Source organism: Bradyrhizobium oligotrophicum S58, assembly GCF_000344805.1.
GTDB lineage: Bacteria > Pseudomonadota > Alphaproteobacteria > Rhizobiales > Xanthobacteraceae > Bradyrhizobium > Bradyrhizobium oligotrophicum.
The window spans coordinates 1,659,477-1,685,025 of record NC_020453.1 but is presented as its reverse complement, the minus strand read 5'-3'; the positions used below and the strand labels follow the sequence as shown (position 1 = coordinate 1,685,025).

Here is a 25,549-nt window from a genome sequence, read left to right as displayed (position 1 = left end):
CGCGCCTGGTGGCGGCAGGGAGCCGGCGGACCGGCTCCCTGCCTCGACATCGTCAGTGGCAAGGATTGATCGTGAAGCCCTTGCGATAGTCGGCGACCGCGACCTCGCGTTCGATCGGCGAGAGCGCGCGGAAGCCGCGCAGCGGACTGCCGAGCTGGTGGCCGCGCACGTGATCGAGCGTCCACATGTCCTTGGCATCGAACCGCAGGTGCGGCTGGGCCGTCAGGGTCTTGCCGTCGGGACGGACGAAGCCGAGATCCTTGATCGCGTCGGCGATGTCCCAGCCGTGATAGCAGTCTTCCCATTCGCGGCGACCGCTGAAGCGCCCCATCGCCGGCGTCGCGCGGCCTTCATATTCGGCGGCGAACGCCACCTTGTGGGTCCAGCGGCAGCCTTCCGAGCAATAGGTGTAGATCTTGCCGTCGACCTCGTCGCAGACGAAGTCTTCGCGGATCAGGCAAGGCACCATGCAACTCCAGCAGCGATGCGGGTAGACGTAGCCGACGTCGCTGTTGAAGATGATGTTGGTCTCGCCCGGCACGCTCAGCTTCGCGTACCACTTCCAGAAGTCGCCGAACTCGGCGTACCAGCCCGGATATTTGTGCTCGAACCACTCGAAGTCCTTTTCGGTCTGGGCTTCGATCCGCCAGAAATTCGCCGACCAGCCGACCGCGAAGAACTGCGCGGTCTTGTGGACGTAGTTCTTCTTGACGATGCGATCCCAGGCGGCGGCGACGTCGTCGTGATGGATCTTGATGCCGTATTTCTCCAGCGGCAGCATGTAGGTGCGATAATAGTCCTCATAGATCCAGCGGTGCCAGAGCTCCGCATAGGACTCCTTGTTCTTGTCGCGGTTGGTGGTGCCGTATTCGATGAAGGTGCCGATCGCCGCGTCGACGATCGCATGGTTCTGCCAGAAGGCATATTTCAGGTCGCGCTCGAGCAGCTGGTGGTTCGACGGATCGTTGATCATCGCCATCAGCATCGAGTGGCCGTTGCCGATGTGGCGCGATTCGTCCGACTGCACCGACAGGAACACGGTCGGCAGCGCGTAGTCGCCATTGCGGGCGGCTTCCGACGGCATCGCCACGAACAAGGTGTTCGTGAACGCGGTCTCGGCGACCACCGTGAGGTAGACGTTGGCTGCGGTGATCGCATCGCCGGTCAGGAAGCCCTCGGCGAACTGGCGGCCGATCGTCGTCGCGTAGCACTTGCCGAACGCCGCCTCGGTGATGTCGAACCCGGCCGGATCGATGTAGTTCTCCATGTACCACTTCTTGAGGTTCATCTGGATCGTCGAGTGCCGGAACTCGTCGACCATCTGCATCGTGAAGCCGGTGCGCAGCTCCTCGCCCGGCGCGAGCCGGCCGACCATCGCCATCGACCGCGCAGCCGAAATCTCCGGGAACGGGATGATCGCCAGGAACAGCTTCATCCACTCGACCCAGCGCGGCTCAACGTTGCGGAACATGTCGCCGCGCAACGCCGCGTCGAGCGCGCCGTAGACCCGGTTGTCCTTCTCCTCCTGCATCGGGAAATACGATCGCAGCACCTGCTTCATCGGATCGCGCGGAGTCTTCGAAATCTTGTAGTCGGTCGGGAAGGTCATCGCTTCCTGGACGTAGCTCGGCGTCCAGCCGAGATCCGCGACGCGGTTTGCGGCCTCAGCGATCGTGATGCCCTTCTGGGCCGTAATCTTATTCAGCGTCAGACTTGCAGACATTTCCTTCTCCTTTGAACGTTGCACCAGTTTTCTGCATTCAGGCCTTGATCATCCGATCGCAGCAGCGGCGACCAACGGCTGCTTCCGCGACGTCTCCTGCAAATTCACGTCTGCCCATCAACTTTGAGTTCCGAAAATTGACTTTCACTCCCGCAACGAATCAGCATTTCAGACCGGCTTGGCGGTGCTGCCGGCCTCCGTGCCGCGGCTGACCAATGGCCGGCCTTCCGCGACGAACTTCGCCGCCAGCACCAGCGTGCCCGTGGCAAACTCACGACCGTGCCGCGCGATCATCGCCTCGGCGATCTCGCCGACCTGCGCGAAGAACGCGTCCTTCGACCGGTCTTCTTCTGCTTGTTCAGCTTGCTGAGGTGGCGGCACGGCCGAGGCCGACGCACCTGATGTCCTGAGGTTTAGCCTGCTGATGTCGACCTTGCTCATCATGCGTGTCCCGTCCGCTTGTGGTCGTCATCCGTGGGCGTGCTGTCGAATTCCAATAATGCGTGGTTGAGCCACTCGCGCTCGGCGACCAGCCGCGCGTGCTCGTCACGTAGCTTGCCGAGACGATCGACGACCCTGTCGAACTCGTCCCTGGCGGCGCTGCCGCCCTGCGCCCCCGCGAGGTCGCGCCGTGCGCATTCCAGCTCGATTTCCGCGCCGCCGCGGGCGCTCTCGTTCCTGAGCTGCTGCTCGTTGTTGCGAATGATGCCCTCGATCAGTCTGTGCCGCGCAATCATCCGCTCGCGCGCGAGCTGCAGCCGGGCCGCTTCTTCCGCCGTGATCTGTGGCCCGCCTTCGCTGGACTTCGTCACACTGATCACTCTCGTTCGATGATGAGGATCGACGCCGAGCATCTCGCTGCGCTCGCGCTACGGAATCAGCACCGCGCGCCCGTGAATGCGGCCATGATGCAGGTCATGCAGCGCCTCGTTTGCCTCGCTGAGCCTGTATTCCCTGGTATGCAGGTTCACGAGGCCACGATCGGCCAGCGCCATCAGCTCGACCAGCTCGGCATAGGTGCCGACGAGATTGCCGACGATGGTCTTTTCCGTCGTGATCATGTCGATGGTCGGGATGTCGATCTTGCCGCCATAGCCGACGATGTAATAGGAGCCGGCATTCGCCGTCATCGCGAGGCCCTTGGCGATCGCGTCGCCCTCGCCGACGAAGTCGATGACGGCCTCCGCGCCACGGCCGCCGGTCAGGGCCAGCACGGCTTCGACCGCGCTCTCGCCGGCTTTCACCAGATGATGGGCGCCGCATGTCCTGGCGAGCTCGAGCGAGTCGGCGGAGCGGTCGACGACGATGATCTCCGCCGCGCACAGTGCTGCGAGAACCTGGATGCCGATATGGCCGAGGCCGCCGGCCCCGATCACCACCGCATACTCGCCCGGCAGCAGATGACGCGACGCCTTCTTGGCCGCACGATAGGCGGTCAGGCCGGCATCTGTGTACGGAGCGACGTCCTTTGGCGTCAGCGACTTCGGCAGCTTGATCAGGGCGCGCTGGCCGGTGAGCAGATATTGCGCGTAGCCGCCATTGGCGTTGATGCCGGGAAAGGAGCTGTCGAGCGCGTGCATGTCATTGCCACGCCGGCACGCCAGGCAATGGCCGCTGGTCACCAGCGGATGGCAGATCACGCTGTCACCGACCTTGACGCCTTCGACACCGGGACCGACGGCCTCGACCCAGCCGGCGTTCTCATGACCCATGATGTAGGGAAGCTTGACGTCGACCTTGCTGCGCCAAATTCCTTCGACGATGTGCAGGTCGGTGCGGCAGACGCCGGCGCCGCCGATCCGCACGATCACGTCCATCGGACGCGCGATCTTCGGATCGGTGACCTCCTCATATCTGACGAATTCCTTGGCCGTCAGCGTTTCATCGAATGCATGGAGAACAGCAGCCTTCATCGAACTCCCCCGGATATTTTTGTTTTGCACGGCAACTTGATCAGCGTGCCATTGACCAGAGTTCAGCAAGAGCTATGCCAGCGAGCTAACAAGCTGATAATCCGGACGTTCTTCCGCGCGCCCGCGCCGTGCTTCGGTCCGCTGCGGATCAAAGCTGATTGCACAACTGTTCCGAGACGGAACAGTTTTCGCGATGCGAAGACGGCGTCCGGCGTCACGGGTCGAATTTGGATTTCCGCTCGATTGCTCTATGATCCGCCGAGCAGCACATAACTAACAATCAAGCAGCTGCAATGGACGGGGAAACGGCCAAGAGCGGGAGGATACGACGATGCTGCCAGCCAGCCGGCGCGTCGACGGCGCGTGGATGAAGCTCGACGATCACGGCCATCTGCCGGCCGATGTGCTGTCGGCCGACATCTACGACAGCTGGATGCGCTGCATCGGCCTCGGCCTCGATGCGCTGCGTCCGCCCTCGCCCGAATTCGTCGACGCGGCGGTGCTGCGGCAGGAGCAGCAGCGCTGCTCGCTGGTGCGCGGCCTGGCGCTCGCCGAAATGCACACGCTGCACCAGCAGATCGCCGGCTCCAATTTCATGATCGCGTTCGCCACCGCAGAGGGACTGCTGCTCGACATCATCTCGGACTCCAGCTTCAGCTGCGCATCGGATGCGGCCTGCATCCGCGCCGGCGCGATCTGGACCGAGACGATCTGCGGCACCAACGGGCTCGGCACCGCGGCCTATCTCAAGCGGCCGATCGTCGTGCATGGCCGCGAGCACTTCTTCGCCCGCTACAACAATCTGACCTGCGTGGCGGCGCCGATCTTCGCGCCGGACGGCGAGGTCGCCGGCATCCTCGACGCATCCTCCGACTGCATGTCGCGCCAGGCCCACACCCAGGCGCTGGTCGCGATGGCCGCGACGCAGATCGAGAACGGCCTGTTCCGCGAGCAGCATCGCGGCAACATCCTGATCGCCTTCCACAACCGCGGCGAATATCTGCACACGCTCAGCGCCGGGCTGCTCGCGGTCGACAATGACGGCCAGATCCTCGCCGCCAACCGCGCCGCGCGCGTGCTGCTGCACGGGCTGCCGGCCTCGGCGGGGCGCCGCTTCGGCGACGTGTTCCGCGCGCGCTTCAGCGACTTCGTCGACGAGGGCCGGCGCAACGAGCGCCAGCGGCTCGAGGATGACGTCGGCAGCCAGTTCGTCGCGACGATCGAGAACACCCGCCAATTCCCGATGACGCATCGCCTGCCGGCACCGCGGCCGGCGCCGCCGAAGCCGACTGCGACAACCTTCGTCTCCGCCGATTCGCGGATCGCGGCCATCGTGCAGCGCGTCGCGGTCGCTGCCGCGCGGAAAATGCCGATTCTCATTCGCGGCGAGACCGGCACCGGCAAGGAGCAGATGGCGCGCCACGCCCACGCGGCGAGCCGTCGCACAGGATCCTTCGTCGCGGTCAACTGCGCCGCCCTTCCCGACAGCCTGATCGAGGCCGAGCTGTTCGGCTACACCGAGGGCGCCTTCACGGGCGCAAGGAAAGGCGGCTCGGTGGGCCTGTTCAAGGAGGCCGATGGCGGCACGCTGTTCCTCGACGAGATCGGCGACATGCCGGTGACGCTGCAGGCGGTGCTGCTGCGCTTCCTCGACGACTGGACGGTGCGGCCGGTCGGCGGCAGCAAGCGCGAGGTCGACGTGCTGCTGGTCTCGGCCACCAACGCCGATCTCGACGACGCCATCGCGAGGGGGCGCTTCAGGTCCGATCTCTTGTTTCGCCTCAACACGCTCGAAGTGACCTTGCTGCCGCTGCGCGAGCGCACCGACTTCGCCGAGCTCGCCCGCCATCTGATGCAGAAGATCGATCCGTCGATCGGGCTGTCCGAGGCCGCCATCGCGCGGCTCGCGCAGCGCGACTGGGACGGCAACATCCGCGAGCTGCGCAATGTCCTGGCGCGCCTCTCGCTCCACGAGACCGGCCCCGTGATCGACGCCGCCGCGGTCTCGTCCCTCATCGCCCCCGGCAGACCTGAGCGCGCGCCGACGAAGGCGACGGCGGACGACCGCGCGCCGGCCGATCTGCATGAGATCCAGCGCGCGCATGTGCTGAACACCTACAGCGAAACCGGCCACAACATCAGCAAGACCGCGCGCCGTCTCGGCATCTCGCGCAACACCGTCTATCGCGCGCTACGCGGCAAGCCGGGCTGACATCAGCCACACGGCGCGAACGATCACAGTCGAACGATCACAGCGGAGGACGACGATGTTCGAACCGGAAAACAGTCTCGAAGCCCTGATGCAGGCCGCCGGCCGGGATCCCGCCATCGTGCCCAGATTCTATCGCGCCCTGCTGGACGCCGAGATCTATGTCCTGACACCCGAGGCGCCCGTCGAACCCGGGACACAGCGCTCGCTCGACCACCGCGAAGCGATCAACGTCGCCACCGTCGGCTTCCAGGGCCTGACATGGCTCCCGGCGTTCACGTCCAGGAAGCGCATCTCCGACTATGTGAAAGAGCCCGAGGTCTGCCTCGGAGCATCAGCCCGCAATCTGTTCGCCATGCTGCCCAACGCCAACTTCTGGCTCAATCCCCTGTCCGAATGCCAGAAGCCGATGCCCGCCAGCGAGATCGCGCTGCTGATGCAGGGCACGATTTTCGAGAAGCTGCAGTCGGCGGGCGGCGGGACATGACGCGTGCCGGGGCATGCTCCTGCTGCCGATGCTGTTCGAGCGTTTCCCCAACATGACGCTGCCCGATCCCGCCAGCGTACGCTGGCACGGTTTCGGTTTTCGTGGCCCGCTCAATCTGCCGGTACGGCTGCAGTAGGGTCGGCGCGAGGGATCGTTCTACTGCGCGCTGACTCAGTGCACCTGATCTGGTCGCGGGTGGGCTAGGACCATGGTCTCTATGTCGTACTGATCGGCGACGACGTCACGATCGGCTGAAGGTCCGCTATCCGGCCTTGGATTCGGCCCTGGATCGGATCGCGGGAGCGGACGGCACGCTTGCTCCGGTCAAGTCGTCGCGTGTCGCCACAGCGGCGTGACGCACCGAGACGGTCGTGCCGGGCCGGCCGGCCACCGTCGTGACCTCCGCACCAAGCTGCTTCGCCAGAGCCATGATGATGCCGGTGCCCAGGCCCCCCTTTGGCCGGCCGTTCCCCTGCAATTTCCCCGTTCCATTGTCCGAGACGGACAGGGTCCAGCCGGCTCCGGAGGACTCATAGGTCACGGTGATCAGCCCATTCGCGGTGTCCTCGGGAAAGGCATGCTTGAGGGAGTTGATGACGAGCTCGGTGACGATCAGCCCGAGACTTTCGGCTTCGCTCGTCGTCGCCTGGCCGTCGCCGCGGGTTTCGATCCTGGTCCGCTGCTGGTCGGCGATCATCGATTGCGAGATCGCCTGGCAGAGCCTCGCGAAATGCGGTCCGAGCGCGATCACGCCGCTGCGCGCGGAGGTGTGGAGACTCTGCTGGATGTTCGCGAACGAGATGACCCGGTCGCGGGCGTCGTCCAGGTGGCGTCGCGCTTCCTCGGAGCCGACGGACCGTGCCTTCAACGAGATGATGCTGGCGATGATCGCCAGGCTGTTGCCGACACGGTGCTGAAACTCCTCGAGCAGCATATCCTTCTGACGCAGCAGCTCCTCGTTCTGACGCGCCATCTCGCGCTCGCTGGTGACGTCCTCGAGGCCGAGCAGGATGGTCGTATGGGACCCGACCGTGTAGGACACCTGCCGGGCGTTCAGCCGCATCGCCCGGCGTCCGAGGGCGGGAAAAACGTGCTCCACCTCGAAATCATGCAGCGCGCTGGTATTGGAGAAGATCTGGCTCAGCCACGACTTCAGCGCCGGAATATTCCAGGCGCCGTCATCCACCTCATAGAATAGTTGTCCCAGCACATCCTCGGGCGTCGTGGAGAAGGTGAGATAGAACGAACGGCTGGCGGCAATCACGCGGAGATCGTGGTCGAGGACGAGCAGCGGCTCCCGGACCGTGTCCACAATGGCTTCGGCAAGTGCGCACGCGTCAGACGCGTCGGAAAACTGCTGCTTGAACATGTGGTCCCCTCCCTCCGCAACACTCACCCCGTCACGAACGCTTCGCGCGTCCCGCCTTTAAGCGGCGAAATGAAACGCAGAGCCCGGCGGTGAGTTATTGGCAGCTAGCGATGCGGACAGAGTTCCGTCTGTGCAAAACAGACCACCCGCACGCTGCACACCCGCAGCTAGTTCCGCTGCTCCGCCGGCAGGTTGTCGTTCAGGGCGGCTTGCAGCAGCGCCGGATAGACGACGATCTCGCCGTCATATTCGATCAGGCCCGCCTTTCTGAACTTGTTCATGAAATGACTGACGCGCGATCGCGTCGTGCCGATCATTTCGGCCAGCGTTTCCTGGCTGATTCTTGGAATGACCGGCAGCGGCGTTTCGCCGCCGCCGTAGTTGGCCATCGTCAGAAGCAGCCGCGCCAGCCGCTTTTCGCTGCTATGGAGGAGCTGGTCGATCAGGTCCGCTTCGAACCGGTCGATCCTGGCCAGCAGAAGCGCGATGAACATCTCCGCAAGCTCAGGGTGGAGGCGAAGCGCTGCGATCATCGTCTTCTTGGGGATGGCGGTGACCACGCAATCCTGCAGGGCGAATGCCGCGCCGGTGTGCACCGCCTGCCGCGTCAGACAGCCCTCGCCAAAAAACTGCCCGGCATCGACGATGCCGATGACCGCCTCCTTGCCGACGTCGTTGACGACGGCCAGCTTGATCTTTCCCTGTTGGAGAAAGAACAGGGCGTCGGCCGGATCACCCTGGGAGAACACGCTTCGCCCCTTGGGTACCTTCAGGACCTTCTGGCCCGAGCAAACCTTGTCGAGAAAGGCCTTCGGATCAAATCTGGCGAGGTTCGAACTCGGCACAGCCCCCATCCCGCTGGATCGACATACAGAAATTTTATGGTGGGAAATCGCCTCTCGTCTTGCGCTAGATCAATCCGCGCATCGCCCTCGGATTGAGTTGCCGACGAGGACAGGGCCGCCGCGAGCGCCATTCTGCAATCGATGCGAAGCCTTCCATTCGATGCAGCCACTCACACGATAGAGGAGGCTCACAGCGGAGCGCCTCGAACGAGAGACGGACGTGCATAAGAGCCCGCGCGTTCGATCATCTCCTCAGCGCGAGCCCGCCGAGCGAATGAGTCCTCATCGCATCCTCGCGGTCATTCATCCGTGGTGATCGGCCACCTGTTTGGGTTGCACGGACCAGGCCGCGGGCGCGTCGTCACGGTCGGCTGCGGCCGCAGCTGCCGTCGCCTGCACCTTGCCGGGCGTGTGATGGGCCGGCGCATAGATGGCATAGACCTGCATCGGCGTCGGGCCGATGTTGGTGATGTTGTGCCAGGTCCCAGCCGGAACGAGCACGCACCAGCCGTTCGACACCGTCTGGTCGAACGTCAGCCTGTCCTTCGCGGGCCCCATCTGCACCCGGCCGCGGCCTGCATCGAGCCGCAGGAACTGATCAGTTTCCGGATGCGCCTCCAGCCCGATGTCGCCGCCGACCGGGATCGACATCAGCGTCACCTGCAGATAGCGCCCGCTCCAGGCGACCGACCGATAATTGGTATTGTCCCGGGTCGCCCGCTCGATGTCGAACGCCTGCGGCCGCGGCCCGATGTCGTTGATCTCATCAGCACCGATGTCCATTACGGATCTCCCAACCGGCGGCATTGCCGGCAAACCGTCCCGCCACCCGTCTAGCGATGATCTCGAAGCTGATCGGACACCGCCTCCTTGCCGAAGGCGTGGTCGAGCGCGCGCTTCAGCTTGTGGACCGCGCCACGCACGGCCTGCTCCATGAAGCTGTCCTGATGCGCCGCGACGATGGGCTCGCCGCCGTCACGATGCACCTCGATCTTGCAGCTCTTGTCGTCGTGACTGGGCTTGTGGCTCACCGCGTCGCTGAGCTGCACGTCGATCCGCCTGACCTGATCCTCATAGCGATGGAGCACCGCATGAAGCGACGCCTTCACGTCCTGCGACAACTGCTCGCCGGCCTCAACGTTTCCGTCGGTCCTGACATCGATCAGCATCCGTGTCTCCTTGAGGTGCAGCGCCAAAGGTCGCAAGATGGAATTCGCAGTCATAATCAGCTCCCCGGCATGGTCGTCGTCCAAGCTTCGACGTCGCCGCACCGCACGCGACGCCATGACGCGTCCTTCGCGGGCGGCGGCCACGAATGGACGCCCCGTGATACAGCCGACGGTCTGAAGCGACGCTTGATCCGCCTCGGGTCTTTCGGGCAGGGCGAAGCGGCCGTTCAAGCGCGTCTCCCAATGTCTCCCGCGACCAGACTGTCAGAGGCGAACGCGCGCGGCTGATCAATATTGCTCAGTCAACCCCGGAGAATCAGGCGCAACTTGCGGCTACCCAACTTTCGAGTCTGCACCGGAGATGGGACGATGGATTGTCCGATCACATTTCGCTGCCCGCAGACCGGGTCCGAGGTCGATGCCATCCTGCGACAGCCGAAGGAAGACTGTCGGTTCGAGACCGTGACCTGCCCGGCCTGCACGAGACTTCACTTCATCCACACCATGACGGGCGCGCTCATTCCTCCAACCCTGCTGGGTCCGGCAAACTGGACGCCGTAGCGGCAGTCCCTAAAGAGAATGCGTTTCGTTCGGCGACATCCGCCAAACGCCGATATTCGTCGGACGAGAGACGATAACAGGGACGATGCGACAAGCGGTTTGGCGCGCGACGACACGTCATCAGATGAAGGCGAGCAGGTCGGATGCAACCGGTCGGCATCCCACCCATACCCAAACTGCCCGTCGTGCCAGTTTGTCGCATTCCGTCGGGCAAATCTCCGCTTGTGTCGTCGGGCAAATCAGAACGATGTTTCCGACCGTCCCGCGCTCACTGGAGGGGCGTTTCGCGATCGTCATGGACCGTGGAGCGTGGGATGCGGTGGCCGCTTGGGGTCGCAGTGCGCGTTTCGCGTGCGGACGAACGAGCCCTGGCGGACGGTCAAGCCGTGTGGCCCGGTCCCCTGGGAGAGCACGGAGCAGCCGTTAGCCCATCGCGCAGGGAAGGCCGGTTGTTCGGCCAATCCTGTGGTTCCTGCCGCCTGCATTTTTTTCGCAGGCGGGCCATGGGTGCGGCCTGCACCCAGCCTTCCCTGCGCCCTCCTCTTCAAGAGGGCGTCCAGATAGCAAAGCTCGGACGCGACAGCGCGCCGCGAGGCTGAGAAGCCGCGCCGTCGGCTCGGACTTGACCTGCGCAGGCGCCGGATCTGGCGCTCCCCGTGGGGATACCAGGGCAATCGCACATGACGATCATGGCCTTCCGCAACGATGACGGCTCTCAATTAGTTATGCGTCAAGCCCGAGCTCCGTCGCGCCTGTGCGGCCGAAGAAGCGTCGGCACGGCGAAGGCCCGGGCCTCCACGTCTTTCCAGGAACTTCGAACGACGTGGATAGCCGGGCCTTCGCCGCGCCAGAGCGGCGGCTTCGGCCGCGCAGGCGCGACGGAGCCCGGCCATGACAACGTGGAGACAGCCGACGACAAGCTTCGGCACAGCCGAGCCTGCCGCGGCGGCCGTGCCGCCGCTCGCCTTGCCTGCACAAGTGCAGAGCGCGGCGACGGCCGTCGTCGATCACATCAACCTCGCAGCGTGCTTCACACGGACGACGTCTCACAGCTTCAGCGGCTCGGCGCCGGGCTGGGTGATCTGCATGTCGGCGAAGCGGCACGAGCCGCTGCGGCGCTGGAACAGCGAGACGCCGAGCAGCCATACGTTGACGACGGACTTGGCACTGCCGCCGATATGCTCCTTGTAGTCGGCGTGGATGTCGCGCTCGTCGCTGACCCACTTGCCGAGATCGGCGCGGCCGCTGCGCACCGCCATGTGCGATTCCAGCGGTGTCCAGCGCGGGATCGGGCAGCGGAACGCGGTGCCGACCGGCAGGCTCGAACTCCAGAAATAGGTGAGGTCCTGGCCGTCGTCGAACTCGGCGGCGATCGACAGATAGTCGTGCGAGGTGAGCTGGTTCTCCGGCAGAAGCGACGGCAGCTCCTCGACGATCCAGCGCCAACTCAACTTCGTCTGCGGCTTCAGCTCGATGCCGACGGGGCGCTGCAGGATGCCGGCGTTCTTCAGCGGCTCGACGGAGATGGCGCCGTTGCCGATGTCGTTGAAGATGACGGGACCGCCGCCCAGCATGAAGAAATTGTGCCAGCCTGCGGGCAGCTTGCGCGGCGAGTTGATCCGCGCCAGCTCGGCGCCGATTATGCCGTCGACGTCGCCATGGCCGAGCAGGCTGGTCAGGCCGGCGATCGCGCTGCCGCGCCAGACCAGCGCCACGCCGTAGATGTGCGCGTCGGCCTTGGCGTAGTCGTCCTTCGGCACCGCCAGCTCGCCGCTCGCATCCTTGAACTCGACCAGCGAGCGCGCCATTTCGAGCGGGCCGTCGGCGGCCGCGATCATCGTGCCGGTGTTGCTCATCGGATTGAACATCGGGCGGCTGCCGCGGGTGCGGACGTGAAATGCGACACCGGGCTCGACCCACAGATCCTGCTCACGCGCGAGCCAGACGCGGCCGCCGATCAGGAACGTCACCTCCTGCCCCTTGGCCAGCGTGATGCCGAGGTCCTTCCACGGCAGCTCGCTGCCGACGAGATCGAACACACGGGTCTCCCGAAGCTCGGGCGACTTGGCCTTGGCGACGAGCGCCGTCACGCCGTCGACGAGCTCCGCGCGGTCGAGAAAGCCGATCGCGGCCATCGCCCTGCGATCGAGCACGAGCGTGGCGAGCGGCGCCGTCAGGCCGAGCGCCATCAGCCGCTTCAGCAGGTAACGCCGATTGAATCCGTCTGCACCATGAGCGCAGCCGGCATGGTCGAGCAGTCCGCACATATCATCCTCCCAGGCTGTTCCTTCGCGCCGTTGCGCATGGCTAGCGCGGCGGACGCGGCAAGGCTTGAGACCGTTGCCCGCCATCGCCGGGCATGGTGCCCTGGGCGAGGCAGCGAGGTCGCCATTGGCCGTCGTTCCAGCAGACGTGATCTGATGCCTCGCCGGGCGACGGAGCGGAACCGGGCATTTTGCCCGATCGCGACCGCCGCCCTTGCCAACGTGGCCGAGATCGGCGCCAAATCGAGGCGTCCAATACCGAGCGTCACCAGAGGATATGGAGCGCAGCCATGCACCTCCTGTTGCACCTCATCGGACGGCTGTTTGCCGTGGTCGCGGTCTGCCTCAGCACCGCGGTGGCGTGGGTGATGATCGATGCGCACCACGCGATCGACGCCGACGCTGCGGCGACCGCGGAGCGGGTCGGCCAGCGCCTCGAGAGCCTCTACTGGCAGAAGCTGCTGTGGCGCGACGGCATGAGCCGCGAGATGCTGCTGCCGATTTCCGACTGGCAGACGCTGACCATCGCGAGCGTCGTTTCGCCGGGGAATTGCGTCACGTTCGATTCGCCCGGCGAGGCGCCGCGACAGCTGTGCAGTCAGATCGAGGCGCTGGGACCGCCGGCGCCGAAGCTGTTCGCCGCCGCGTTCGACGTCCTGTTCGGCCCACCGACACCCGTGCGACGGCACCTCACCGTGCGCGACTGGAATGCCGGCTTCATCGTCGCCGCGGCCGCACCGGAGGCTGCGCTACGGCTGGCATGGCGGCAGGTGTCGGTCGTCACCGGCGTCGCGGCGGCGATGGCCGCGGCCATCGCGGTGTTTGCTGCGATGATGATCGGACATGCGCTGATCCCGGCGCGCGCCATCATCGATGGACTGCGCCGGCTGCAGCAGGGCGATCTCGGCTGCCGCCTGCCCGGCTTCCGCACCGCCGAGTTCAACCTGATCGCGCGCGCCGTCAACGAGCTCTCGGCGGCGCTCGCGCGCACCAATGCCGCGCGCACGGCGCTCACCGCCCGTCTGTTCCAGGTGCAGGAGGAGGAGCGCCGATCGCTGGCGCGCGATCTGCACGACGAGTTCGGGCAATGCCTGACGGCCACCGCTGCCCTGGCGGCGAGCATCGAGGCCGGCGCATCGCCGGGACGGGCCGACCTTGCCGACGATGCCCGCGCCATCGCGCGCATCCAGCACCAGATGATGGAGAACCTGCGCAGCGCGCTGGTGCGGCTGCGCTCGCAGGACGTCGAGGAAATCGGACTGGAAGCCAGCCTGCGGCAGCTCGTCGGCGACCACAACATGCGCGCGGCCGGCGCCGTGTTTCGCCTCAACGTGATCGGCGAGCTGGCCGCCTTGCCGAAGCAGCTGGCGATCGACGTCTATCGCATCGCGCAGGAAGGGCTGACCAATGCGGTGCGCCACGGCTCGCCGACGGAGGTGGCGTTGAGCGTCGCGTGCGACGGTGGCGGCGATGGCACGATCGCGCTGACGGTGGAGGACGACGGCGGGGGCGACACGGTGAGCGTCGATCCGCGTCACGGCCATGGCATCCTCGGCATCCGCGAACGGGTCGCGGCCCGCGGTGGCAGCGTGTCGATCGGCAAGGCCGCCCGCGGCCTTCGCCTGTCGGCGGTCATGCCGCTGATGACACCTGCGCCGGCGCAAGCGCTCTACGGAGCCGGACCATGACGGCGGTTCGCATCCTGCTGGTCGACGATCACCCCGTCGTCCGCGAAGGCTATCGCCGGCTGCTCGAACGCCAGGCCGGATTTCAGGTCTGCGCCGAGGCCGACGACGCGATGCAGGCCTATTGCGCCTACAAGGATCACCGTCCCGACATTGCGATCATGGACATCGCGCTGCCCGGCGCCAGCGGCCTCGAGGCGGTGCGTCACATCCGGCAGTGGGACAGCAACGCAAGGGTACTGGTTTTCAGCATGCATGCGGGTCCTGCCTTCGCGCTCAAGGCGTTCGAGGCCGGCGCCTCGGGCTACGTGACGAAGAGCACCAAGCCGGAGGATCTGCTGCGCGCGGTGCGGACCGTCGCAAGCGGCGGGCGCTATCTGAGCGATGACATCGCCCGCGCCGTCGCCGCCGATCGGCTGGCCGGATCGCGCAGCGTGGTCGAGCACCTCGGCGCGCGCGAAACCGAGATCCTGCGCCTGCTGGCCTCGGGCATGACGAGCGAGGCGATCGCCGACCTGCTCAATCTCAGCCAGAAGACGATCCGCAATCATCACTACGCCATCAAGAGCAAGATCGGCGCCAACAACGACGCCCATCTCGTCTGGCTCGCCGTCAGCGCGGGCCTCGTCAGCATGGCCGACGCCCGGTTCGATGTCGATCATGCGTAGCGCGCGGCAGCCGGAGACGACACTGGGCGAGAGCGGCTGCGTAGCCGCGCCGTCAGCTCAGAGACGGAAGGACAAGGGGTTGGCGCTCCCTACGCTCCAGGTCCGACGATCGCGACGTCGAGGCACCAACATCCCCCCAGACGCTGCCCCTATCGCCGGAACACCGACGAAGCGCCGCAGGAAGACCCGAGGCGAGCTAGCCCCTGACCTTCGAGAAGTCCGGCTTCCCGCGTTCCTCGAACGCCTGGAAGGCCTCCCATGTGGCATTGCAATCTGGTGAAATTTGTATGACCATCGTCATATAAACCGCCATTCGAGGAGACTTATCTATGGCAGTGCCCGATCCTGTCGTTATCCTTTCCGCCGCCCGCACCCCTCTCGGACGTTTCCTCGGCGAGCTTTCACCCTTTTCGGCGCACAAGCTCGGGTCGCATGTCATCGGCGCCGCGCTGGAGCGCGCCAAGCTTGCGCCAGAGCGCATCGACGAGGTCTTCATGGGCAATGTGCTGCCGGCTGGCCAAGGCCAGGCTCCCGCCCGCCAAGCCGCGCGTGGCGCCAAGTTGCCGGATGCGACCGGGGCAACGACCGTCAACAAGGTCTGCGGCTCAGGCATGAAGGCAACAATGCTCGCTCATGACATCATCACCGCCGGCTCAGCCGAGGTCGTGCTGTCCGGCGGCATGGAGAGCATGAGCAACGCCCCGTATCTCCTTCAGAAGGCGCGCAGCGGCTATCGCGCCGGCCATGACCGCATCATCGACCACATGATGATGGACGGTCTCGAGGACGCCTATGAAACCGGTCGCTCGATGGGAGATTTCGGCGAGGCGACCGCGGAGGCCTACCAATTCAGCCGCAAGGACCAGGATACTTATGCGATGGAGACACTGAGCCGTGCCCGCAAGGCCGTCGAGAGCGGTGCCTTCAAGGCCGAGATCGCACCGATCACGCTCGTCGAGAAGGCCGGCTCCCGCGTGATCTCCAATGATGAGCATCCGCTCAAGGTGGATCCAGGAAAGATTCCCGGCCTCAAACCTGCGTTCCGCGCCAACGGCACCATTACACCTGCGGCCTCCTCCGCGAATGCGGACGGCGCTGCCGCGCTGATCCTGACGAAGCGATCGCTCGCCGATCGCGACGGCCTGCCGGTGAAGGCAGTGATCAGGGGCCACGCCACGCATAGCCAGGAGCCGCAGTGGTTCACCACCGCCCCGATTCCCGCGATCAGAAAGCTGCTCGACAAGGTGGGCTGGAGTGTCGGCGACGTCGATCTGTTTGAAATCAACGAAGCGTTCGCGGTCGTCGCCATGGCCGCCCAGAAGGATCTTGGCATCCCGCGCGAGAAGCTCAACATCAACGGCGGCGCCTGTGCGTTGGGGCACCCGATCGGCGCCACCGGCGCACGCCTGATCGTGACGTTGCTGCACGCGATGGAAGCGAACAATCTCAAACGGGGGATAGCCTCGCTCTGCATCGGAGGCGGCGAGGCTACTGCCATCGCCATCGAGCGTAACGTCAGTTGACCGGAATGGGTGATGGGCGAGCGGCACCTGAGACCGCTCGCCAGCCCTCCTCCGAGCAGCTTACTATCGGCCCCTCCGGCATTTTTGAACGGTCAGGCCGTGAACTTGCTCAATCGCCAACGCACCAGATCGTCGGCCCCCGGCCCGGCCTGCGGCCGGACGTCTCTGAGCCGCACCACCTCCCCTGACTTTTCGTCGACCAGCGCGACCTTCACCGGACGCCCGCTGTTCCTGTTGACGAATCTGAGCGGCGGCCCAGCATCGCCAGCAACGGCCCACTTGTCGCCGACCTGGGCAAGCGCCTGAATCACCAGCACAACGTCCCACCCCCTTCGCGTGAGAATGTATTCGTAGCGATCCGGGCCCGTCTGATACTGCCGCCGCTCGATCAACTCGTGTTCTTCCAAATGCCGGAGACGGTCCGACAGTGTCGCATGCGTGATCCCGGTCGACTTCCGCAATTCCTCATATCTGCTCAGCCCCAGCGAGAGATCGCGCAGGATCAACATGGCCCAGCGGTCGCCAACAGCATCGAGCACACCGGCAATCGAGCACGCCATTCCCTCAAAGCTATTCGACCGCATCGCGCCCACCCTCATAAGTCACTATTATTATTAGAGTAATTAGATGGCCGGCGCAATTCCCCGCCAAGGGCTTGCGTTTTTATAACTCTTATTATTAGAGTTATAAAATGTCACGGGAGATGCCGCCATGTCTGACCTGCTCGATCTGGTTCTGAAGGCCCACGGCGCCGCGCACTGGAAGCGCTTCCGGACAATTGAAGGCGACATGTCGATCGTCGGCGCCCTCTGGGCCCGCAAGGGCTGGCCGAACGCGCTGAGGAAGGTTCGCGTTACCGCCGATCTCGCCCAACAAGAGCTCAGCTACGAGCCCTTCACGGCCGAGGGCCTGCGCAGCTCGTATCGTCCTGACCTGGTCGCAATCGACACCGACGATGGCAAGCGCATTAAGCAGCGCGCCAATCCGCGCGATGCATTTGCGGGCCATACGCCGGCAACACCCTGGGACGATCTCCATCTCGCTTATTTCAGCGGCTATGCGATGTGGAACTACCTCAATGCCCCCTTTTTACTCGCGATGCAGGGCTTTACGGCCGAAGAGATCGAACCCTGGATTGAAGACCATCAGACGTGGCGCCGCCTGAAAGTCACTTTTCCGGAGTCAATCGCCACACACTCGCGCGAGAAGGTGTTCCATGTCGACGACAACGGTCTGATCGCAAGGCTCGATTATTTTGCCGACGTCAGCGGCGGCGTTCCAAGCGCGCACTACACGTCCGACTATCGCGACTTCGAAGGTATCAAGATTGCCACCCGACGCCGCGCCTATCTCCGACACGCCGACGGCACTCCGATCCGGGACATGATCGCTGTGGCCATCGACATCGGCAATATCAGGTTTTCCTGAGGAGGGTGTCATGCCCGGTTCTGAAAAACGTCATGTTGTGACCTTGGAAATCAACGGCGCCCGCAAGACTGTCGCCGTCGAAGCGCGGAGATTGCTGGTCCACCTCATAAGGGAGGATCTGTCCCTGACGGGCACGCATGTTGGCTGCGACACGTCGCAATGTGGTGCCTGCACCGTCGAGCTGGACGGACAGGCTGTAAAGTCCTGCACCATTCTGGCGGTGATGGCCGATGGACGGTCCATCAACACGATCGAAGGCCTATCGACGCCTGCCGTCCCCCTCGATCCGATGCAGGCCGCCTTCCACGAACATCATGCGCTGCAATGCGGCTTCTGCACGCCAGGCATGGTGATGAGCGCCCGGCAGATCCTCCGAGATCACGTGAAGCCGAGCGAAACGGAGATCCGGCAGGGACTGGGTGGCAATATTTGCCGTTGTACCGGCTACAACAACATCGTCCGCGCTGTTGGGTCGGTTGCCTCGAGGGAACAGAAAGCATGAATGACATGCCTCTCAACCGATACGTCGGCCAGCCGCTCAAGCGCCGCGAAGATTTCAAGCTTCTCACCGGCAAGGGCCGCTACGTCGATGATGTGAGGCTGCCGGGCCTGCTGTACATGGCGGTGCTGCGATCTCCGCATGCGCACGCAGACATCAAGCACGTCAATCTCGAGCCCGCCAGATCCGCAGCCGGCGTTCGCCTCGCGGTTTCCGGCAGGGAGCTCGTTGGCAAACTGGGGCCGATCGTCCCCAACTGGATCATTCCTGGAACCAAGGTGCCGTTCCGGCCGGTGGTTGCCACCGACCGAGTGCGCTTTGTCGGCGAATGTGTCGCCGTGGTCGTGGCGGAAACGCTTGCCGAGGCCTACGACGCGCTGGACCTGATCGAGGTCGCGTACGAGGCGCTGCCGTCGGTCACCGATGAGGAGGCCGCCATCCAGGAGCACGCGCCGCAGCTCCACGACAACGTCCCCAACAACGTCACCACGATCTACAAGGTCCGCGGCGGCGATTATGAGAAGGCCGCTCGCGAAGCCGATCATGTCATCAGCTTGCGCGTGATCAACAACCGTCTGATCCCGACGTGCATGGAGACCCGCTCGATCGTCGCCACTCCCGAGCCGGATGACACGCTGACCGTGTATATCGGCAGCCAAGTCCCGCACATGCACCGACGTTGGATCGCGGAGACCATCGGCTTCCCTGAACATCAGCTGCGGATCGTCGCGCCGGACATCGGAGGCGGCTTCGGCGCGAAGATGCACCTCTACCCGGAGGATCTGCTCTGCCCCCATCTCGCGCGCGAGCTCGGCGCGCCGGTCAAATGGTGGGAAACCCGCTCCGAGAGCCATCAATCAACCAGCCATGGACGCGCTCATACCGAAAACCTCGAGATCGCGTTTAAGAACGATGGCGTCGTGCTGGGCCTGAGAGTCGAGACGCTGGGCAACGTCGGTGCATATCTTTCCAACATGGCAAGCGGCGGTCCGACCGCGAACACGATCCATTTCGGCACCGGGACCTACAGGATCGAAAATTACGAAGCGATCTCCCGCGTCGTTGTTACCAATACCGTCCCGGTGGATGCCTACCGGGGTTACGGCCGCCCGGAGGGCGCATACATCGCGGAGCGCGCGATAGACGCGGTGGCCCGGCATCTGGATCTCGATCAGGTTGAAGTGAGGCGCAGGAATTTCATCCAGCAGGCCGAGTTCCCCTATCGGCCCTACGGCAGCCACGCCGTGATGTATGACAGCGGGAACTACCAGGGCCTGCTCGAAAAGGCGCTCGCCGCTTTCGACTATGAGGGCCGACGCAAGGAGCAGAATGAATTGCGCGCCAAGGGCGCCTACCGGGGCATAGGCGTGGCCGCCTACACGCATATGTGCGGCATGGCGCCGTCGCGGCGCCTGTCCCTTATGGGGTTCGATCGCGGCGGCTGGGAAAGTGCGCGTGTGAGTGTCGACTCCAGCGGCCGCGTCACGATCTTTTCTGGCTCCATGAGCCAGGGACACGGGCACCTCACATCATTGTCCCAGATCGCCGCAGATGTGCTGCAGATTCCGATCGAGAACATCGACGTCGTCCAGGGTGATACCCGCCAGGTGCAGGCGGGCCACGGCACCTTCAATTCGCGGTCCATGGCCGTCGGCGGCTCCAGCGTTCACGTGTCTTCCCTGCGTGTCGTGGACAAGGCGAAAAAAATCGCAGCGGGCCTGCTGGAAGTCGACGAAAAGGACGTTGCTTATTTGGCGGGCGTGTTCAGCGTGCCAGGTACCGACATCAAGCCCGTGACCTTCGCGGCGGTCGCCCGCATGGCATATCTCGGTCACAAGCTTCCGCACAATGTCGCTCCTGGCCTCGACGAGACCGTGTTTTACGATCCGACAGGGATGGGGTCGCCATCCGGCGTTCACCTCGCTTACGTCGAAGTCGATCCGGAAACCGGAATTGTCGATATCCTCGACTACGTCGCCGTCGATGATGTCGGCACCCTGGTCAATCCGCTGCTCGCCGCCGGTCAGATCCATGGCGGCGTCGTGCAGGGTATCGCGCAGGCGATCTACGAGGAGGTGAGCTACGATCCCGACAACGGACAGCTCCTGACCGGCTCACTGCTCGACTATGCCGTCCCGCGCGCCGAGCACGTGCCGAATATCCGATCTGTGTTCCAGGTGACGCCGTCACCGACCAATCCAATCGGCGTCAAAGGTATCGGCGAAAGCGGCTCAATCGCAGCGCCGCCCTGTATGGTCCACGCCGTTCTCGACGCCTTGTCCCCCTTTGGCATCAAGCACCTCGACATGCCGTTGACGCCTCCTCGCGTCTGGGCGGCGGTCAGGGACGCGCGCAACGGAGCAACCCGATGATCCCCGCAGCCTTCGACTACGTTCGTGCTGCTTCGCTCACCGAGGCAATCGGGTTCTTGCAGGATGATCCTGACGGAACAAAACTGGTCGCCGGCGGCCACACGCTTCTTCCAGCGCTCAAGCTCCGCTTGGCCTCACCAAACCGCCTGGTCGATATCGGCAGCATTGCTGAATTGAGGGGAATCGAGATAAGCGGCGACACGATCAGGATCGGCGCACTGACGACGCATGCCGAGTTGCTTGCGTCCGAGCCGCTGAATGCTGAGCTGCCGATCTTCCGGGAGACAGCCCGTTTGATCGCCGACCCTCAGGTCAGAAACCGGGGTACGATCGGCGGCTCGCTCGCGAATGCCGATCCCGCGGCGGACTGGCCGGCGATCGCCGTGGCGTTGCAGGCGGAGATCGAGATTGCCGGCTCAAACGCCAGACGCGTGGCGGCGACGGACTTCTTCGTCGACATTTTCTCGACGGTCCTCGAGCAGGACGAAGTTCTCACCGCGCTTCATATCCGCAAGCCGGCCTCAGGCATGCGCTTCGCCTACCGAAAGATCCGCCATCCAGCGAGCGGCTTTGCCGTGGTCGGTGTTGCGGCCGGCATATGCCTGACGAAGGGGGTTGTGACTGCGGCGACCGTGGGCATCACGGGTGCCGCAAACCGCGCTTTCGCCAGTCATGATGCGGTCGATTTTCTGATCGGCAAAGCACTCTCGCGCGAGACTATCGAGCAAGCCGCCAGATTGGCCAGCGAGTCCACTCAGTGCCTTTCGGACCGATACGCCTCGGCGGACTACCGGGCCAACCTGATCAGGATCGAGGTGGGGCGGGCCCTGCTCGGGCTTGCGTCTTGAAGTCGGCGCATCGGGAACGGGATCGGCGAGGATACCGAACGGCCCGATGTCTGCAACTTCGGCATGGCGGAGGCAACTGAGCGGGAGGTCGACCCTCGACCGGTGAGCGCAGGCCGGGCTCCGTTGAATCGATACGAACCGCCTCGTTGTTCGCGCGGGGTACTTACGACCGGACGACGCAGCCCGGGATTGACGCGAAGGGGTTGACAAGCTGTTGCGCCGTCGGACCACCCCGCTCTACCGAGGCGCGTCAGGCGGCTGCGCCGGACATGCGCTTCAACACCTCGGCCTTCGGCCCGTCGGCCATGACCTTGCCGCCCTCGAGCCAGATCAGGCGATCGACCAACTGCAGCACCGGCGCGCGGTGGGTGGCGACGATCAGCGTCCGGTCGCCGATGAATTTTCCGATGTTCCTGACCAGCCGCGCCTCGAGCATCGTGTCCATCGACGCCGTCGGCTCGTCGAGCAGCAGCACCTTGGGATCAGAGAGCAGGATCCGGGCCAGCGCCACCGACTGGCGCTCGCCGCCGGACAGCCGCTCGCCGCGCGGGCCGACATTCATCCCGAAGCCCTGCGGATGCGTTGCGGCGAAATCGGAGATGCCGGTCAGCTTCATGACGTCATGGAAATGTTCCGGATCGATCTCCTGCTGCCCGAGCATCAGGTTTCTCATCAGGGTGTCCTCGACGATCCCCGGGCCCTGGCCCATATAGCCCAGCGCCTTGCGGAGCTCCGACGGCTCATACTGACGCACATCGAACCCGTCGAGCAGGATCGAGCCGCGATCGGGCTCGGCAAACCTGGCGATCAGCCGCAGCAGCGTCGACTTTCCTGACCCGGACCGGCCGACGATGGCCACGCGCTCGCCGGGCTGAATGGTCGTGGTCAGATTGTCGATCTGCCGCGTGCTCTGGGCTGGATAGGAGAAGGCAACGCTCTGCAGCCGCAACGCGCATTGTCCGGGCTTATGCAGCGCACCGCTTTCATCGCCCGCGGTCTCGCTCTGATGTCGGGTTTCGCTCGCAAGCGACCTCAGCAGCGCGCGACTCTGCAAGGTGCGATGCAGGACGGCAATCAGCTGTCCGATCGGGCTGATCACGCGGCCGATCAAGAGCGAGCAGGTGGAGAGACCGCCGATCGTCATGTCCCCGGCGGACACTTGATAGACGCCGATCACGAGCACGACCGCGACCATCATCTGCCCGACCGTGACGTTCGCATAGGCCGCGAACCCCTGATACAGCCGCGACAGATGGGTCGAATAGGCGTATTCGTCGAAGATCCGCTCGAAGCGGTTCAGGACGCGGAGCTCGGTGCGGGTCGACTTGATCGTCTCGAGCACCTCGACCGCCTCGTTCAGGCGATTGGTCTGAAGCTGCAGCAATGTGGTCGAACGCTTCTGCTCGGCTTCGGAACCGAGGCTCGTCCAGTGATGCAGCGCCGCCAGCGCGCCGATGCCCAGCAACGGCGCCAGCACGACCGCACCGCCATTCAGCCAGAGCAGCGTGAACACGATCAGCAGGAAGGGAACGTCGATCAGCACGCCGGTGACGAGCTGGGGGATCAGCTGCGTCATCGCATCGAGATGGCGCAGGCGGAGCGTGATCGCACCGGACGAGCGCGGCGCCTCGACCATTTTTGCCTGCAGCAGCCGCCTGATGACCGAGCCCTGGATGGCGGCACTGGCCGAACTCGCCAGCGAGTCCTGGATCTTCATGCGAACCCAGCGAACGGCGAGGTCCGCCAGTAACGCCAAGGTGACGCCGATCGAAATCGCCCACAGCGTGTCGAACGCGGAGTGCGGGATCACCCGATCGAATACCAAGCCGGAATAGACCGGCAGCGCCAGCAGCATCAGGTTCGAAAATGCCGCCGCGACCAGAAGCTCGATCAGCATCTTGCGATGCCGGCCGGTCATGAACGCGAGGATTCCGCGAACCGGATCGCTTGTCTCCGAGGACGCCGGCTCGGCGACGGTCTCTGCCGGATTGTCCGGCGGCACGATGCCGCGCGGCCGTACCAGAAACAGCGTGCCGGCCTCTTCGGCCGCGAGCGCATCCTTGTCGATCGAATAGTTCCGGCTGCCGTGCTGGGCGATGAATTTGCGTCCGCGGCGCGTGAGCAGCATGCGCCCCAAGCCCTCGTTGGTCAGCATGACCGCCGGAAAGTCTTCCGCCGAAAGCGAGGCCACCAGGCGGTTTTCGAACACGACGTCGATGCCGTTGGTTGCGGCGAAGGAAATCAGCGTCTCAGGACTGTCGATGTCATCAGTTGCGCTCGCGCCGGCACGTACCGGATCGCCGCGCTGGCGATCCCAGATCGAGGCGATCTCCGCCAGCAGCCTGGCAAGGTGGTCCGGCGGCGGAAGCTGCGACACGTCGAGCCGCTCCGGATCAGGTCGTTGCGCAAGGCCGATTGTTGCAAGGCGCCCGACCGCCGCGTCGACGACCGCAGCGTGACGCTCAGACTTGATGCTGCTCTGGAACATGGGATCTGCAATGCACCCGCAAGGCGGAAGGACTCTCGTACTAATTCATTAGCCTTAATTGTTCGTGCACCGCTTTCGGTTTATGTGAATCAGCTCATCCGGACCGAGACGGCATTGCATCCCCTCCGCGCCCATAAGATCCCTGCAGGTGTTGAAACGGCGGCGCCGCGTTCACCTGCCATCGATGCGAGTACTTCTGCCACGGAGCAACCAGCAGCATTTCCTCGCCGCATCGATCGCATCGCCACGGAGGCCCAGGGACGCTTCGTTGTGATCGTCGGGTTGTGCACGCTTGCAGCGCTGCTCTGGTCGGCGATCGTCCAGATCGACAAGGTGACGCGCGGTTCGGGGCGCATCGTCACGCAGCAGATGAAGCAGGAGGTGCAGCATCTCGAAGGCGGCATCATCGCCGAAATCATGGTCAAGCCGGGCGATCGGGTCGTCACGGGCCAGCCGCTGATGCGCGTGGAGAACAGCTTCTTCAAATCAGAGCTGGCGCAGGCTGCGATCGAGCAGGCCGCGAAGCGAATCCGCCTGAAAAGGCTCGAGGCCGAAACCACCGGAGCGAGCGAGGTGTCGTTTCCGCCGGCCGCCCTGAACATCAGCCAGCAGGTGATCGACAACGAGCTATCACTGTTTCAACGCCGTCGCGCCAACCTGAACGAGCAGCTCTCGATCGTCACCCAGCAGCAGCGGCAGAAGGAGATCGAACTGTCCGAGTTGCGCTCACGCCTGCCCTCCGTCACGCGCGAGCGGCAGATCTCCGACGAACGCCTGGCGTCCCTGCGCAAGCTCACTGCCGCGGGCGCGGCCTCTAACAACGAGCAGCTCGAGGCCGAGCGGGTGCTGCAGCAGGCGGTCGCGCGCCTCTCCGACCTCGCGCACGAGATCCCGCGCGCCGAGGCCGCCCTGTCGGAGCTCGACAAGCGCAAAGCCGAGGTCACCTCCCGCTTCCAGGCCGACGCCGAAAAGGAACGGGCGCAGACATCGACGGAGCTGGAGAAGCTTACCAAGAGCATCGAGGCGCTGCAGGACCGCATGAGCCGGTCCGACGTCAGCGCCCCCGTCAGCGGCATCATCAACAAGCTGAACGTGACCACCATCGGCGGCGTGGTCAAGCCGGGAGAAGCGCTCGCGGAAATCGTTCCTTCGGACGGCTCGATCGATGTTGAGATGAAGCTTTCACCGGCCGACCGCGCCGACGTCTGGCCGGGCCAGCGCGCAATCGTCAAGATCAGTGCCTACGAGTTCTCCGTCTATGGCGGATTGAGCGCGCGGGTTTCCGACATTTCGCCCGACGCGCATCAGGACGAGCGCGGCGTGCCCTATTTCAAGGTGCGCCTCGAAGCCGACGCGGCAGCGCTGGGTCCCGATCATCCGGTGCTGCCGGGCATGCTGGCCGACGTGGACGTCATCGGACGGCGGCAGAGCGTGCTCGGCACCTTGCTGCGGCCGCTGCGCCGGATCAAGGACAACGCGCTGAGGCAGTAGCGGCGCG

At 64.6% G+C, this 25,549-nt stretch carries 22 protein-coding genes and 1 pseudogene; 12 read left to right on the top strand and 11 right to left on the bottom strand.

The window, feature by feature from the left end:
• Positions 1-52: 52 nt before the first annotated feature.
• The 4 genes from S58_RS07200 to S58_RS07185 all read right to left on the bottom strand — a co-directional run bounded on the left by S58_RS07200 (position 53) and on the right by S58_RS07185 (position 3,636).
• Positions 53-1,723 carry an aromatic/alkene/methane monooxygenase hydroxylase/oxygenase subunit alpha gene (locus tag S58_RS07200; RefSeq protein ID WP_015664605.1) on the bottom strand — a complete coding sequence of 557 codons (1,671 nt, stop codon included), beginning with the start codon at positions 1,721-1,723 and terminating at the stop codon, positions 53-55.
• A gap of 168 nt (positions 1,724-1,891) precedes the next feature.
• Positions 1,892-2,164, bottom strand: a complete 273-nt coding sequence (locus tag S58_RS07195) for a hypothetical protein (protein WP_244440720.1) — start codon at positions 2,162-2,164, stop codon at positions 1,892-1,894.
• A complete protein-coding gene (locus S58_RS07190; RefSeq protein ID WP_244440719.1) occupies positions 2,164-2,577 on the bottom strand; it encodes a hypothetical protein in 414 nt (137 codons plus the stop codon). The genes S58_RS07195 and S58_RS07190 overlap by 1 nt, the downstream gene beginning before the upstream one ends.
• Positions 2,578-2,592: 15 nt before the next feature.
• On the bottom strand, positions 2,593-3,636 hold the full coding sequence (locus S58_RS07185; protein ID WP_015664602.1) for an NAD(P)-dependent alcohol dehydrogenase: 1,044 nt from the start codon (positions 3,634-3,636) through the stop codon (positions 2,593-2,595).
• A 331-nt stretch (positions 3,637-3,967) separates the two neighbouring features.
• Here S58_RS07185 and S58_RS07180 point away from each other — a divergent pair, with 331 nt between their 5' ends.
• The 3 genes and pseudogenes from S58_RS07180 to S58_RS37340 all read left to right on the top strand — a co-directional run.
• A complete protein-coding gene (locus tag S58_RS07180) occupies positions 3,968-5,848 on the top strand; it encodes a sigma-54-dependent Fis family transcriptional regulator (protein WP_015664601.1) in 1,881 nt (626 codons plus the stop codon).
• Positions 5,849-5,903: 55 nt separating this feature from the next.
• Entirely contained in the window at positions 5,904-6,332 is a 429-nt protein-coding gene (locus tag S58_RS07175) for an SseB family protein (protein WP_015664600.1), read from the top strand.
• A gap of 10 nt (positions 6,333-6,342) precedes the next feature.
• Positions 6,343-6,468, top strand: a pseudogene (locus tag S58_RS37340) (cytochrome P450); the annotation flags it as partial.
• A 126-nt stretch (positions 6,469-6,594) separates the two neighbouring features.
• Here S58_RS37340 and S58_RS07170 read toward each other — a convergent pair.
• From S58_RS07170 to S58_RS38935, 4 genes are all read right to left on the bottom strand, one after another.
• Complete coding sequence (locus tag S58_RS07170) at positions 6,595-7,701, bottom strand: sensor histidine kinase (protein WP_015664598.1); 1,107 nt, start codon at positions 7,699-7,701, stop codon at positions 6,595-6,597.
• 167 nt (positions 7,702-7,868) lie between these two features.
• Entirely contained in the window at positions 7,869-8,555 is a 687-nt protein-coding gene (locus S58_RS07165) for a Crp/Fnr family transcriptional regulator (protein ID WP_015664597.1), read from the bottom strand.
• A gap of 294 nt (positions 8,556-8,849) precedes the next feature.
• The gene (locus S58_RS07160; RefSeq protein ID WP_015664596.1) at positions 8,850-9,329 is read right to left on the bottom strand and encodes a cupin domain-containing protein; all 480 of its coding nucleotides are present in this window, start codon (positions 9,327-9,329) and stop codon (positions 8,850-8,852) included.
• A gap of 50 nt (positions 9,330-9,379) precedes the next feature.
• Entirely contained in the window at positions 9,380-9,946 is a 567-nt protein-coding gene (locus S58_RS38935; protein WP_244440718.1) for an HPF/RaiA family ribosome-associated protein, read from the bottom strand.
• 138 nt (positions 9,947-10,084) lie between these two features.
• On the opposite strand from S58_RS38935, the gene S58_RS07150 reads away from it, so the two are divergent.
• Positions 10,085-10,276: a hypothetical protein gene (locus S58_RS07150; RefSeq protein WP_015664594.1), complete on the top strand. Its 192-nt coding sequence runs from the start codon at positions 10,085-10,087 to the stop codon at positions 10,274-10,276.
• A gap of 1,046 nt (positions 10,277-11,322) precedes the next feature.
• Here S58_RS07150 and S58_RS07145 read toward each other — a convergent pair.
• On the bottom strand, positions 11,323-12,543 hold the full coding sequence (locus S58_RS07145) for a DUF3047 domain-containing protein (protein ID WP_015664593.1): 1,221 nt from the start codon (positions 12,541-12,543) through the stop codon (positions 11,323-11,325).
• A 287-nt stretch (positions 12,544-12,830) separates the two neighbouring features.
• On the opposite strand from S58_RS07145, the gene S58_RS07140 reads away from it, so the two are divergent.
• The 3 genes from S58_RS07140 to S58_RS07130 all read left to right on the top strand — a co-directional run bounded on the left by S58_RS07140 (position 12,831) and on the right by S58_RS07130 (position 16,416).
• Positions 12,831-14,228 (top strand): HAMP domain-containing sensor histidine kinase, encoded by a 1,398-nt coding sequence (locus tag S58_RS07140; RefSeq protein ID WP_015664592.1) that lies wholly within the window; start codon positions 12,831-12,833, stop codon positions 14,226-14,228.
• The gene (locus tag S58_RS07135; protein WP_015664591.1) at positions 14,225-14,893 is read left to right on the top strand and encodes a response regulator; all 669 of its coding nucleotides are present in this window, start codon (positions 14,225-14,227) and stop codon (positions 14,891-14,893) included. The genes S58_RS07140 and S58_RS07135 overlap by 4 nt, the downstream gene beginning before the upstream one ends.
• 329 nt (positions 14,894-15,222) lie before the next feature.
• Positions 15,223-16,416 carry an acetyl-CoA C-acyltransferase gene (locus S58_RS07130; protein ID WP_015664590.1) on the top strand — a complete coding sequence of 398 codons (1,194 nt, stop codon included), beginning with the start codon at positions 15,223-15,225 and terminating at the stop codon, positions 16,414-16,416.
• A 92-nt stretch (positions 16,417-16,508) separates the two neighbouring features.
• On the opposite strand, the gene S58_RS07125 is transcribed toward S58_RS07130, so the two are convergent.
• Positions 16,509-17,000, bottom strand: a complete 492-nt coding sequence (locus tag S58_RS07125) for a winged helix-turn-helix transcriptional regulator (RefSeq protein WP_015664589.1) — start codon at positions 16,998-17,000, stop codon at positions 16,509-16,511.
• 127 nt (positions 17,001-17,127) lie between these two features.
• Between S58_RS07125 and S58_RS07120 the strand changes: the two genes are divergently transcribed.
• The 4 genes from S58_RS07120 to S58_RS07105 are packed head-to-tail and all read left to right on the top strand — an operon-like array spanning position 17,128 to position 21,563.
• Complete coding sequence (locus S58_RS07120; protein WP_015664588.1) at positions 17,128-17,844, top strand: hypothetical protein; 717 nt, start codon at positions 17,128-17,130, stop codon at positions 17,842-17,844.
• A gap of 10 nt (positions 17,845-17,854) precedes the next feature.
• The gene (locus S58_RS07115) at positions 17,855-18,346 is read left to right on the top strand and encodes a (2Fe-2S)-binding protein (RefSeq protein ID WP_015664587.1); all 492 of its coding nucleotides are present in this window, start codon (positions 17,855-17,857) and stop codon (positions 18,344-18,346) included.
• Positions 18,343-20,715: a xanthine dehydrogenase family protein molybdopterin-binding subunit gene (locus tag S58_RS07110; protein WP_144058263.1), complete on the top strand. Its 2,373-nt coding sequence runs from the start codon at positions 18,343-18,345 to the stop codon at positions 20,713-20,715. The genes S58_RS07115 and S58_RS07110 overlap by 4 nt, the downstream gene beginning before the upstream one ends.
• Positions 20,712-21,563 (top strand): FAD binding domain-containing protein, encoded by an 852-nt coding sequence (locus tag S58_RS07105; RefSeq protein ID WP_015664585.1) that lies wholly within the window; start codon positions 20,712-20,714, stop codon positions 21,561-21,563. Before S58_RS07110 ends, S58_RS07105 begins: the two co-directional genes overlap by 4 nt.
• A 250-nt stretch (positions 21,564-21,813) precedes the next feature.
• On the opposite strand, the gene S58_RS07100 is transcribed toward S58_RS07105, so the two are convergent.
• A complete protein-coding gene (locus tag S58_RS07100; RefSeq protein ID WP_160167587.1) occupies positions 21,814-23,940 on the bottom strand; it encodes an ATP-binding cassette domain-containing protein in 2,127 nt (708 codons plus the stop codon).
• Between the two features lie 24 nt (positions 23,941-23,964).
• On the opposite strand from S58_RS07100, the gene S58_RS36205 reads away from it, so the two are divergent.
• The gene (locus S58_RS36205; RefSeq protein WP_160167586.1) at positions 23,965-25,542 is read left to right on the top strand and encodes an HlyD family type I secretion periplasmic adaptor subunit; all 1,578 of its coding nucleotides are present in this window, start codon (positions 23,965-23,967) and stop codon (positions 25,540-25,542) included.
• Positions 25,543-25,549 lie beyond the last annotated feature (7 nt).